This window comes from Salinivirga sp., from assembly GCF_055145285.1.
Genome location: NZ_JBSRDC010000028.1, coordinates 21644 through 32880, shown reverse-complemented (window position 1 = coordinate 32880; position 11237 = coordinate 21644). Strand labels below are relative to the sequence as shown.

12 protein-coding genes and 1 tRNA gene are annotated in these 11237 nt (G+C 39.0%); 5 read left to right on the top strand and 8 right to left on the bottom strand.

The window, feature by feature from the left end:
• Positions 1-430: 430 nt before the first annotated feature.
• From ACTB0Y_RS06180 to ACTB0Y_RS06165, 4 genes are all read right to left on the bottom strand, one after another.
• Positions 431-504: transfer RNA gene (locus ACTB0Y_RS06180), tRNA-Asp, on the bottom strand.
• A gap of 63 nt (positions 505-567) precedes the next feature.
• Entirely contained in the window at positions 568-1299 is a 732-nt protein-coding gene (locus ACTB0Y_RS06175) for a LytR/AlgR family response regulator transcription factor (protein ID WP_463205937.1), read from the bottom strand.
• A gap of 2 nt (positions 1300-1301) precedes the next feature.
• Positions 1302-2342, bottom strand: coding sequence for a sensor histidine kinase (locus ACTB0Y_RS06170; RefSeq protein WP_463205936.1), 1041 nt, complete (start codon positions 2340-2342; stop codon positions 1302-1304).
• On the bottom strand, positions 2342-3085 hold the full coding sequence (locus ACTB0Y_RS06165) for a LiaF transmembrane domain-containing protein (protein ID WP_463205935.1): 744 nt from the start codon (positions 3083-3085) through the stop codon (positions 2342-2344). The genes ACTB0Y_RS06170 and ACTB0Y_RS06165 overlap by 1 nt, the downstream gene beginning before the upstream one ends.
• Before the next feature lie 200 nt (positions 3086-3285).
• Between ACTB0Y_RS06165 and ACTB0Y_RS06160 the strand changes: the two genes are divergently transcribed.
• Complete coding sequence (locus ACTB0Y_RS06160; protein ID WP_463205934.1) at positions 3286-3711, top strand: methyltransferase family protein; 426 nt, start codon at positions 3286-3288, stop codon at positions 3709-3711.
• 59 nt (positions 3712-3770) lie between these two features.
• Entirely contained in the window at positions 3771-4295 is a 525-nt protein-coding gene (locus ACTB0Y_RS06155) for a type 1 glutamine amidotransferase domain-containing protein (protein ID WP_463205933.1), read from the top strand.
• Between the two features lie 75 nt (positions 4296-4370).
• Here ACTB0Y_RS06155 and nrtS read toward each other — a convergent pair whose 3' ends face one another.
• Positions 4371-6875, bottom strand: coding sequence for a nitrate/nitrite transporter NrtS (gene nrtS / locus ACTB0Y_RS06150; RefSeq protein ID WP_463205932.1), 2505 nt, complete (start codon positions 6873-6875; stop codon positions 4371-4373).
• Between the two features lie 253 nt (positions 6876-7128).
• Between nrtS and ACTB0Y_RS06145 the strand changes: the two genes are divergently transcribed.
• The 3 genes from ACTB0Y_RS06145 (at position 7129) to ACTB0Y_RS06135 (ending at position 8482) form a co-directional block, all read left to right on the top strand.
• On the top strand, positions 7129-7566 hold the full coding sequence (locus tag ACTB0Y_RS06145) for a MarR family winged helix-turn-helix transcriptional regulator (RefSeq protein WP_463205931.1): 438 nt from the start codon (positions 7129-7131) through the stop codon (positions 7564-7566).
• Between the two features lie 88 nt (positions 7567-7654).
• Positions 7655-7795 (top strand): GDCCVxC domain-containing (seleno)protein, encoded by a 141-nt coding sequence (locus tag ACTB0Y_RS06140; protein ID WP_463205930.1) that lies wholly within the window; start codon positions 7655-7657, stop codon positions 7793-7795.
• A gap of 99 nt (positions 7796-7894) precedes the next feature.
• A complete protein-coding gene (locus ACTB0Y_RS06135) occupies positions 7895-8482 on the top strand; it encodes an NADPH-dependent FMN reductase (protein WP_463205929.1) in 588 nt (195 codons plus the stop codon).
• A gap of 545 nt (positions 8483-9027) precedes the next feature.
• On the opposite strand, the gene ACTB0Y_RS06130 is transcribed toward ACTB0Y_RS06135, so the two are convergent.
• The 3 genes from ACTB0Y_RS06130 to ACTB0Y_RS06120 all read right to left on the bottom strand — a co-directional run bounded on the left by ACTB0Y_RS06130 (position 9028) and on the right by ACTB0Y_RS06120 (position 11223).
• Complete coding sequence (locus ACTB0Y_RS06130) at positions 9028-9543, bottom strand: ferritin (protein ID WP_463205928.1); 516 nt, start codon at positions 9541-9543, stop codon at positions 9028-9030.
• Positions 9544-9569: 26 nt separating this feature from the next.
• Positions 9570-10799, bottom strand: coding sequence for an isocitrate dehydrogenase (NADP(+)) (locus ACTB0Y_RS06125; RefSeq protein ID WP_463205927.1), 1230 nt, complete (start codon positions 10797-10799; stop codon positions 9570-9572).
• Positions 10800-10896: 97 nt separating this feature from the next.
• Complete coding sequence (locus ACTB0Y_RS06120) at positions 10897-11223, bottom strand: hypothetical protein (RefSeq protein WP_463205938.1); 327 nt, start codon at positions 11221-11223, stop codon at positions 10897-10899.
• Positions 11224-11237 lie beyond the last annotated feature (14 nt).

The following is an 11237-nucleotide window of genomic DNA, read 5'->3' as shown; positions in this document are numbered from 1 at the left end:
GCTAGCAATGCGCGGACTCACGCAAAGTAAGTCAAATCAAAGATTTGAGACTTTACGGAGTCCCGCTTCGCGAGGATCCTCATAGAATGACGAAAATTACAAATTTTCTATTCTATGGGACTACGCTAACCCCCGGGGGTTGCGATAAATAAAAAAAGCCACCGATTTCTCAGTGGCTTTAGTGTCATTTAAGCGGTCTGGACGAGACTCGAATCCCGCATTGCCAAAATTTTCAATTTTGCTAGCAATGCGCGGACTCACGCATAATATAGCAATCGCAGATTGCTTATTCTGCGGAGTCCCGCTTCGCGTGGAGTCTCGAAAAGTTACGCAAATCACAGATTTGCTGCTTTTCGGACCTCGCTAACCCCGGGGGTTGCGATAAATAAAAAAAGCCACCGATTTCTCAGTGGCTTTAGTGTCATTTAAGCGGTCTGGACGAGACTCGAACTCGCAACCCCCGGCGTGACAGGCCGGTATTCTGACCAATTGAACTACCAGACCATTGCTCAATTGCGTGTGCAAAGAAATATTATTTCGGTGTAACCTCCAAATGTTTTTTAAAAATTATAACATTAATTTTTCCTTTATTTTTTTATATCCTGACTTACTTGTTTTTACTGATAGATTATTTTTTAGTTTTATTTGATACTGCTGTTTTCCGTACAACTCAATATTGGTAATTTTTTGAATGTTGATGATATAGGACCGGTGAACCCTTAAAAAATAATCGTCAAGATGTTGCTCATAATATTGCATTGTCTTTTTTTTCAAATATTGGTTTTCATGCGTATGGATCATGACGTAATCGTCCTGCGCTTCTATCATGAATATATCCTCAGGAAAAAGGATTTCTATTTTATGACCACTCGAAACCACTACCTGATCCAATGGTTTGGCTACAGTGGTTTCTGATGCTTTGTTGATGCGGGGTGCCGGATTGTCCTGAATGCGTTTCATGGCTTTTTCTATTGCGGTATCGAAACGGTTTTCATCAAAGGGTTTCAATAAATAATCTACGGCATTGGTTTCGAAAGCTCTGATTGCATATTCATCGTAAGCTGTAGTGAAAATAACAGCTGGCATGGGTTCTACCAGTTCTAACATCTCAAAACCATTGAGTTTGGGCATTTGGATATCGAGGAAAATTAGATCCGGTTTATGTTCGTTAATAGCTTTAACCCCCTCGAAACCATTAGCACACTCAGCTACTAAAGAAAAATTCGTGTGCCGCAAAAGGTAATGCTTTAATACTTTGCGGGCGGGCAATTCATCTTCAATAATAATGGCTTTTATCATGGTTATGGAATTACAATTTTAACAGTAAATAACTTTTCAGTATTTTCTATATGTAATCGTGCACGATCCGAATATAATATTTTTATACGATTCGATAAATTTTTAAGCCCTGTACCTGTCCCTTTTTTTCGGGATTCTCCTTCTTTGGTATTGCTAATGCTAATAATGAGTTTATCCTGTTCTGTTTTAGCATTCAGTATGATTTTGACAGGTTCGAGGCTTTGATTAACACCATGTTTGATGGCGTTTTCTATTACAGGTTGCAAAACCAGGCATGGGAGAAATCTTTCTTCGGCAGCCTGTGTTACTTGTTTTTCGTACATTAGGCGGTCACCAAATCTTAAATGTTCAATGGCCAAATATTGGTCAATATGAGATAGTTCATCGCTTAGTTTTACAAGTTGTTTTTCGCTGTATTTGGTTGTGTACCGAAGAAATTCAGAAAGTTTTATAAGCATTTGGCGGGTTCTTTCAGTATCTTCAAAAGTAAGCGAACTGATGCTGTTGAGCGCATTGAACAAAAAGTGTGGCTGCATTTGCATTTGAAGCGTATTGACTTTACTTCGTTGTAATTCGTTTTCCAGCCTGCTGGCTTTTAGTTGCTTTTGCTGAAAATTACGGTAATAGTGTATGAGTTGCTGTATAATAACCACAATGCTGAAAAGGAATATGCCGATTAATGCCCGGTAAGTCATGCTGTCGGTAAGCGCGTGAAGGTAATCTTCGTCGTCTATCAGAATGGTGAGTATGGAGTAGGAGGCAAGAAGCCACAGGGTGACAATAAGTGCCAGCATAGGCAGGTACAGATACATTATTCTGCGCCAAAAGGGTTTGGCTGTACCTTCGAATTCCAGGCCCATAAAAACGCCAATGCCAAATATTACAAAAAGCGTATTAAAAACCAGGCTGTCGACGACCACCATTTCCATGGGCAGGTGAGCCAAAAAATATAAAAATGCAATATGGACTGCAGTAAGTGCAGTCCATATAAGGCTAATAACGGTGGGAGAGGGTTTGGGTTGTTGTGGGTTAAAAATTTGCATTAGCTCAATATTTCGCCGCCACCAAAGATGGCTACTCCTTTAATAACTAATGTGTTGGTATTCACGGTTTCTGTTACATTTAACTGTCGCTTATCATTGATACCACCAAAAATTGATGTGGCTTCAATGCGTATATTCCAATTTTCGGGTACATATAGTTTTGAACCGCCAAAAATGGAAGTCATTTCAATTTCGGCATGGCCGTTTTTTAGTTTTACATTTTTCAGGTTGACGGTTGACCCACCAAAAATACTGGTGATTTTTCCACCTTCGAAAAATTCCGAGTTCAATATTCTTTCACTTCCTCCAAAAATATTCATTTCATCAATAAAATCTTCAGAGTGCTTGAAATCTTTGTCTGTACTTGTGAAGTTGCGCCTTCGTAATATAAGGGTTAACCCAATTACAATGATTACCATTGGCCAGAATACCGAAACGAAATCTATTCTCAGATTCGTGAAAATTTCAGGTAAAAGGAAAAAGCCGCCAATGGCAAATAAAATGATGGCTCCGGTATAATTACGACCGGCAAGGCTGATAAAGCCTATTGCTATAAGTAGCATTTGCCATGAGAAGATAATGTCTTCCAGGTACCACGATAAAAGATTGAAATTGCTGAGCAGAAGTAGCCCGCCTGTTGCAAGCAGGAGTACACCTGTCATTAAACGTTTCGCACCGCCCGTATTGGCACTGTGTCTGTGAAAATGTTTTGGGTCTTGATTTGTTTCTTCTGTGTGTGTCATGGTTTTATTATTTTTTGTTTTCGGTACAAATATAGATGGTCCGGGTATGTTGGGAAAGATAAAATCGGTCAATGGTTACTTTGGGCAGGTGAGTGGTTAATGGGTAAGGTTAAATGATTTTATGTTAGATAATAGTTGATTGCTTAAGGTGAAAAGAAAACAATTTGACTTTATTCGTGTAATAACTTATAAAGTATTAAATGGGATATTTATATACATCGTTGCAATTTATACTTTTGGGGTTTATATTTTTCACCCCTCCATTTTTGCCCGGCTCAGTTGCGGGACAAATTATTTTGGGTATAAGTATAATTTTTGGATTTTGGGCTCTTTGGGTATTCCGGCACACGCGAATCAATGTATTTCCCTATTTGCGAGAAGGAGCCCGGTTGGTGCGTAAAGGGCCATATCGTTATGTGAGGCATCCGATGTATACCGCAGTGCTGCTCTTTGCGCTGGCATACTGGGTAGACCAACCAAACCTGTTTTATAGTATTTATCTGGCAGCGCTATTGTTAGTTATTGTGTTAAAAATCAGGTTCGAAGAATTGCAACTTATGGCCAGTTTTGAGAATTATGAAGACCATTTCTATAAAACTTACAGAATTATTCCGTGTATATATTAGCTGAAGATGGTACTTAATACCAAATGATATTTTTTGTAAAACCTACAAAATTTAATGATATGGCAAAGCAACCAATGAAAGTCGTAACGCTGGTGCATGAAGTTTTCGAAGATATCGAACTTTGGTACCCGGCGATTCGTTTACGTGAAGATGATGTAGAAGTAGTCTTTGCCGGAGAAGAGGCCGGCAAGACATATACCGGTAAAAATGGATTAAAAGCCACGGCAGATATTGCTTTTACTGATCTGAATGCCGATGATTTTGATGGCGTGCTGGTGCCGGGAGGTTATGCCCCGGATAAATTACGCCGCTACAGCTATGTGCTGCACTTTCTGCAACAGGTAGATGAGCAGGGGAAACCCATAGGCATAATCTGCCATGCCGGTTGGGTGCTCATTTCGGCCAATATTTTGCTGGGTAAGAAGGCGACCAGCACCCCTGCCATTAAAGATGATATGAAAAATGCAGGTGTGCAGTGGGTTAATGAGGCTGTTGTGGTTGATGGTAATATCATTTCGAGCCGCAATCCCAATGATTTACATTTGTATGTACCCGCATTTATTGATAAGCTGCGCAAAGTTTAATCAGGTGCACTGATTAAGGGGCATGAAACAAATGGAAGTGAAAGGCAATGTTTGCTTCCATTTTTTTATGGCTACCTATATTCTAAAACCCATAACCAGCATGTCATCTATCTGTTCAGAATCACCTTTCCATTTTATAAAGTACTCATCTAATTTTTGTTTTTGCTGGTTCATTGGCAGCTGATTATTTTCTGATATAGCCATTTTAAATTTTTTCTTACTCAACTTCATGCCTGATGGTCCGCCAAATTGATCCGGGTAGCCGTCAGAAAGCATATAAACAGCATCATCTTTTTCAAGCTGAATATCGTTGTTGGTGAAATGCGGTTTTTCTTTGATATGAGCACCTATAGGCATTTTATCAGCCTTGTATTCGATAAGTTCACCTTTTCGGATAAGATATATTGAATTATATGCTCCGGCGTATTGCATTGCATTGGTTTCGTGGTTTACGATGCAAAGCGACATATCCATGCCATCTTTGGCTTCATGTTTACTATCGTTTTGCGACAAAGTAGCCTTCAAATTGTCTCTCAGCTGGTCGAGTATTTCGCCTGCGGGTGTTTGTGGATTCCGATTTACGATCTCATTAAGCAGGGCAATACCTAACATACTCATAAAGGCTCCGGGTACACCATGTCCGGTGCAGTCTGATGCTACCACAATGGTTTTATTGCCATACTCTTTCATCCAGTAAAAGTCACCACTTACAACATCCCGTGGTTTATAAAGCACAAAGCTATCCCGGAATCTGGATGAGAGTCTTTCTATTGAAGGCAATACTGCTCCCTGAATTCGCGATGCATACTGTATGCTACTGTCGATGGATTGTTTTTGTTTGCGTATTTTCTCTTCTGCACGTTTTCTTTTTGTGATATCGGAGCCATAGGTTTGCACAACTTCAGCATCGGCTAAGCCCCGCATGATAAAACGGAAGATGCGGTTGTGTACATTTGCTTCCACGATTTCAATTTTTTCCTGGCCGATAAAATTTTCACAATCGCATTCTTGCATGTCAGGTAAAATTTCAACAATATTTTTATCGGTTATATCTTGTTGCTCAAAAGCCAGATTTGCTGCAGAGTTGGACTTTAATATTTTACCAGCGGAGTTAAAACGAAATACCGGTTCCGGATTTAGTTCGGCAAAAAGCGCCATGCTCTCTAGCTCTTGTTGGATTTCCCGTTTTTTGGTGATATCAGATCCATAAGTTTGTACAACTCCAAAATCAGCCAAACCACGCATAATGAAACGGAATATTTTATCGAGCACTTTCATTTCAAGTGTCTCGATACGTTCTTCGCTAATCATTTTTGCATAGTCGTACTTTTTCATTTCCGGCATAAGGTCCTCAATTTGCTCATGCTCAACATTTTCTTTTTTAAAAGCTTCATTGGCAGCTGGATTGGCTTTAATAATTTTTCCATCAGCATCGAAACGGAACACCGGTTCGGGGTTGAGCTCTGCAAAAAGCGCCATACTTTTCATTTCTTCTTTGAGCTTGCGCTTTTCGGTAACTTCTTCTTTAATGGCAATATAGGTGTCGATATCCCCATGTTCGTTAAGGACAGGTGAAATGGTAGATTCTTCCCAATAAGTAGTGCCGTCTTTGCGCTTGTTTAGCATTTCCCCTTGCCACACATTTCCATTTGAGATGGTTTGCCATAAATTTTTATATTCTTCAGGTGAAGTGTGGCCTGTTTTCAAAAATCGTGGATTTTTACCCCAAACCTCCTCTTTTTTATATCCTGATATTTTTTCAAAGGCCTTGTTTACATATTCGATGTCTCCTTTTTTATTGGTAATCATTATAGAATTGGAAGTTTGCTCCAAACCTGTTAAAAATTTATTGGCCTCTTGCCGTGCAGCTACAATTTCTGTTATTTCGGCTCCGTACATTTGCACAGCACCATATTGCGGCAAGCCGCGTAATTCAAATCGAAAGGTAAGTCCATGCGGTTTTTCTGCTGTTAAATTTCTTATGTCTCCATTCTGAATAAAAGTTTTCAGGTCAATATTAATGATGTTGGGAACATAGGAACTTATGTTTTCACCTTCCAGTTTTGTTTCTTCAAAAGCATTTTGCGCTGCAGTGTTGGCTTGCGTAATCTTTCCATTTACATCGAATCTTAAGACCGGAGCAGGGTTCATTTGGGCAAACAGCGCCATGCTTTCCTGTTCATCTTCAATTTGCCGGTATTGGTTATGGCCTGTTTCTACAATGTGCCACCTGGTTTTTTCATGGCCGCAAGTTCGACAGGGCGGAACAACTTCACCTTTATTAACAAAAATTTTTGTTTTGTTACATGATTTACATTGCAGCACAGCATCCATGGAGCTTACCTCATTTACCTTGAAGGTCAACCGCGCCTTGGCACTGCTATATGTTGAAACCAGATAAGGGATAATGAAAGTCAGCAAAATTTTAATATAATTGATTTGGCTATAGTCAGCACGAGTGATTGCCCATCCTTGATTTATTAGATTTAAAAGGGTTCCTACGATCAGGGAAACTTGCAAAGCCCTTTTTACGACCCCTTTGCTTGTGGCTACATCATAAAAAATTTTAAACAGTTTCATAGGTGCTAATTATCTGGTTCTTATGGTGCTTGTTTTGCTGATATTGAGTAGGCATGATAGTTTTTACGTTTCATTTACTACTAATACAAAAAAATAGTTACAAATGAAACTATTTGCTTCCCGTTTTGTTTAGTTTTTAACATCACTTTAACTGTTTATTTATAATATAAATTATTTAACATGAATGTGATAGGGCTATTTTGCTATTGAAGCTTTAAAACATTGTAATACTTTTATAAATACAGAAGAAAAAATGAAATACATTTATAAAGAGTCGTTGGGCTTACTATCTCGCTCTATTTCAAAAGCACTTGGGAAAAAGTTGGAGCAAAAGCTCAAAAAACATAATATAAACATAACGGCAGAGCAATGGAGTGTGATGTCTATGCTTCAGTATGAGAAGGAGTCGAGTCAGAAAAATATTTCACTGATATTTGGTTATGATAAGGTAATGGTTTTGAGGATTGTCCGTGGACTGGAAAGCATTGGTGTGGTGAAGAAGAGGGTGTGTACAAATGATAAAAGGACCCGTATTGTAACGCTGACTGACAAGGGACATGCGTTTTATGGAGAAATTTTGCCGATAGCTGAAGCTACGCTTAATGAGGCTTATAGGGGATTGTCTGAGCGGGAAATCGAGTTTTATGCACAGATATCGGAGCTAATTGTCAGAAATCTCGAAATACAATAAAAAATAGTTACGGCTGAAACTATTTGCATCCTGGGTTGTTTATGTTTCACAGCAAAGTTCACAATAATTATATCTATAAAGGTAATTTATGCAAATAGTAAGGGCTTTAATTATCACTTGTCCGGGATGTGGTTATCAGAAAATACCGCTTGATTTCTACCAGTTTTTCTATGAATGCGAAAATTGTAAATCAGTTTTAAGGCCAAAACAGGGTGATTACCTTCGGTGAGCTCCACTTCGTTCCGGTTGCTGTGTTTATTGCTCATACGGTACAATTAAATGCCCTTTGATCTAAAACCAGGCATAACTAAAATAAAGAATAGAAATTATGGCTACTAAAAATTTAACCATCAGTCTTATTTACGGTTCAGTCCGCACCGACCGTCAGGGTATAGAAGCCGCCAAATACCTTGAAAAGAAACTTCAGGAAAGAAATATCCAGGTGCATTTTATTGATCCGATAGAATATAAGCTTCCATTTCTTGATAAAATGTATAAAGAGTATGAACCGGGGACTGCTCCTGAAAATATGGAGAAATTGGCTCAAAACTTTAAAGCTTCAGATGGATTTTTAATCGTAACCGGAGAATACAACCATAGCATTCCGCCGGCTCTCAAGAATTTATTGGACCATTTTCAAACGGAATATTTATTTAAGCCATCGGCTATTGCATCTTATTCTGCCGGGAATTTTGGTGGTGTCCGGTCGGCTGTTCACTTAAGAGTTATCCTGGGTGAGCTGGGTATGCCGGCAATTTCGTCGATGCTGCCTTTTCCCGTAATTGGCAATCTGTTCGACGAGCAATTGAATCCACAAAATGAATATATTGACCCATCTACTTCCAGGTTTCTCGATGAATTTATATGGTATGCTGAAGCGTTGAAAGACAAAAGAGCATCGGGAACGCCCTTCTGATTTTACAGATGATAGAAAAGTGTTTCAATCTACACGAGCTGTATTACTATAACGAACCCACAATCACCGACGCGTTCATTGCGAACGAAGTGAAGCAATCTGTTTCAAACTTCTTGTTCGGTTTTATTGATCATATCTTATACAATTAGCTCCCTTGTATGGGCTTAGTGTAATATTTTAAATTTATGTAGAGGGATTCACTCAGAGGCATCATAATAAAAATGCTTCCGTTTTTTTAAGGCGGAGTAGTGCCACAATATTTTGAAGATGGAGTTTTCATTTGCGGCCACAAAAATAAACAAAAACGGCAAAGCTGCTAAAAAAAGAATCAAAACAATTGTTACAATGTCATGACTAAAAACAATATTTATAAAAAATTTGATGCTGATGCTCAGTTGCTTTTAGTACCCGGGGCGAGGTGAGTTTTATGAAAAGCGATGAGATGTCTGCAGAAATTGGGGAAGATATCTACCTTAGCAAAACTAACTTTTGGACAAAAAAAAAGCCGGTCAATTGGCCGGCTTTTCAACACTTTCATATCATTTTTATGCTTCTGCTCCGTCTTCTGAACCACCTGAGCGGCCTTTCATTTCACGGTCGAGCATGAAAAGTCCATGTCCGCTTCCTTCCATAAGTTTAAGTTGATCAAGAATTTCGTTCACAGATGCCTCTTCTTCTACCTGTTCATCGATGAACCATTTCAGGAAACTCTGTGTAGCATGGTCTTTTTCCTCAATAGCAATTTCCATCAGGTCGTTGATCATTGAAGTAACTTTTTGCTCGTGTTTTAGGGTTTCTTCAAAAACGGTTTGTGTATCCATCCAATCTGTGGGGACCTCATTTATCGGCTGTAGCAAAACGCGTCCATCACGCTCATACACGAAATCGAAAAATTTCATAGCGTGCATGTTTTCTTCGTCTGCCTGAAGGCGCATCCAGGATGCAAAGCCTGGTAAGCCTTTGTCTTCAAAGTAAGCGCTCATTGAAAGGTACAGGTATGACGACCACATTTCAGCATTAATTTGGTCGTTAATTGCATCTTGCATTTTTTTTGTTAACATAGGTGTTTGATTTTTAAATTAAGGATTTATTGATTCAATTTTGTTTGTAACCGGTTGTCTATTTCATTTAAGAAATCTTGAGTGTTTAAGTAATCATCTTTGGTCATTTTATCCTGGTGGATAAGTAATGCCAGGTCTTTTGTCATTTTACCATCTTCTACTACTTCAATACATACTGATTCCAGCGCATGAGCAAAGTCAATTAGCTCGCGATTTTCGTCCAGTTTTCCACGGTGTTCAAGTCCTCTTGTCCATGCAAAAATGGATGCAATTGGGTTTGTAGACGTGGATTTACCTTGTTGGTGCAACCTGAAGTGCCGTGTAACTGTGCCGTGGGCAGCCTCAGCTTCTAAGGTTTTGCCATCGGGCGTGAGCAGGGTGGAGGTCATTAATCCAAGCGAGCCAAATCCCTGGGCAATGGTATCTGATTGTACATCGCCATCGTAGTTTTTGCAAGCCCATACAAATCCGCCTTCCCATTTAAGTGCAGCAGCTACCATATCATCAATCAGGCGGTGTTCGTAGGTAATGCCAACTTCTTCAAATTTATCTTTAAATTCGTTGTCGTATACTTCCTGAAAGATATCTTTAAACCGGCCATCGTATTTTTTCAGGATGGTATTTTTGGTTGATAAATAAAGGGGCCATTGTTTTTCAAGGGCTTTGTTCATGCTTGAACGGGCAAAGCCGTAGATTGATTCGTCTGTATTGTACATCGACATGGCTACGCCATCTCCCTGGAAGTCGTATACTTCGTGTGTTATGGGTTCGCTGCCGTCTTCTGGTGTAAAAGTAATGGTTAGTTTGCCTTTTTCTTTGGTAACAAAGTCTGTGGCTTTATATTGGTCTGCATGGGCATGACGACCGACTACAATAGATTCTTTCCAGCCCGGGACCAGTCTTGGTACATTTCTAATCATGATGGGTTCTCTGAAAATGGTTCCACCAACAATATTGCGGATTGTACCATTAGGAGAGCGCCACATTTCTTTCAATCCAAATTCATCTACACGTTTTTCGTCGGGCGTAATCGTGGCACATTTAATACCTACATGGTACTTTTTTATAGCTTCTGCAGCCTCAACTGTAATCTGATCGTTTGTTTCATCTCGTTTTTCAATACCCAGATCGAAATATTTGATGTCGAGGTCGATATAGGGAAATATTAATCGTTCTTTGATGAATGACCAAATGATTCGGGTCATTTCATCCCCGTCCATTTCTACTACCGGGTTTTTTACTTGAATCTTTTGCATAGAATAAGAATTTTATGATGTAGTTTATTGAATTTGCCTTTTAATACGAAACGCTTTCTATCATTAACCATTTCTATCTAAATAAGTTTTGGTTAAATTATTGTTTCTTAATATCAAGATCAAATTTTTTGCGTAAGGCTTCTAACGCAGGGTTGTGTTCACTGAGTTTTTTGTATTTTTCTGTATTGGTAAGTGGCCGTTTAAGCTCAATTTCATTTTCTACCTGTTTAAATTCAAAGGACAGGTCTTTAATTTTTAATTCATTGCGTAGCACATCTATAATTTTGCGGGCAAATTTTTCATATAAATCTTTATGTGATTCAGCGCCTATGTGAATGAGAATTTTGTTTTCTGCAACTTGTTTTGGTTTTGCCTGCTGAATAGCGGCATTGATTCTTGGGCCGTCATCTTTTAACGATTCCACTATTTGGTCCCAGA

Excerpts from the sequence above, each read along its gene's own strand:
- ACTB0Y_RS06175 (WP_463205937.1), bottom strand. The coding sequence starts at position 1,299 with ATGATAAAAGCCATTATTATTGAAGATGAATTGCCCGCCCGCAAAGTA.
- ACTB0Y_RS06170 (WP_463205936.1), bottom strand. The coding sequence starts at position 2,342 with ATGCAAATTTTTAACCCACAACAACCCAAACCCTCTCCCACCGTTATT.
- ACTB0Y_RS06165 (WP_463205935.1), bottom strand. The coding sequence starts at position 3,085 with ATGACACACACAGAAGAAACAAATCAAGACCCAAAACATTTTCACAGA.
- ACTB0Y_RS06160 (WP_463205934.1), top strand. The coding sequence starts at position 3,286 with ATGGGATATTTATATACATCGTTGCAATTTATACTTTTGGGGTTTATA.
- ACTB0Y_RS06155 (WP_463205933.1), top strand. The coding sequence starts at position 3,771 with ATGGCAAAGCAACCAATGAAAGTCGTAACGCTGGTGCATGAAGTTTTC.
- nrtS (WP_463205932.1), bottom strand. The coding sequence starts at position 6,875 with ATGAAACTGTTTAAAATTTTTTATGATGTAGCCACAAGCAAAGGGGTC.
- ACTB0Y_RS06145 (WP_463205931.1), top strand. The coding sequence starts at position 7,129 with ATGAAATACATTTATAAAGAGTCGTTGGGCTTACTATCTCGCTCTATT.
- ACTB0Y_RS06140 (WP_463205930.1), top strand. The coding sequence starts at position 7,655 with ATGCAAATAGTAAGGGCTTTAATTATCACTTGTCCGGGATGTGGTTAT.
- ACTB0Y_RS06135 (WP_463205929.1), top strand. The coding sequence starts at position 7,895 with ATGGCTACTAAAAATTTAACCATCAGTCTTATTTACGGTTCAGTCCGC.
- ACTB0Y_RS06130 (WP_463205928.1), bottom strand. The coding sequence starts at position 9,543 with ATGTTAACAAAAAAAATGCAAGATGCAATTAACGACCAAATTAATGCT.
- ACTB0Y_RS06125 (WP_463205927.1), bottom strand. The coding sequence starts at position 10,799 with ATGCAAAAGATTCAAGTAAAAAACCCGGTAGTAGAAATGGACGGGGAT.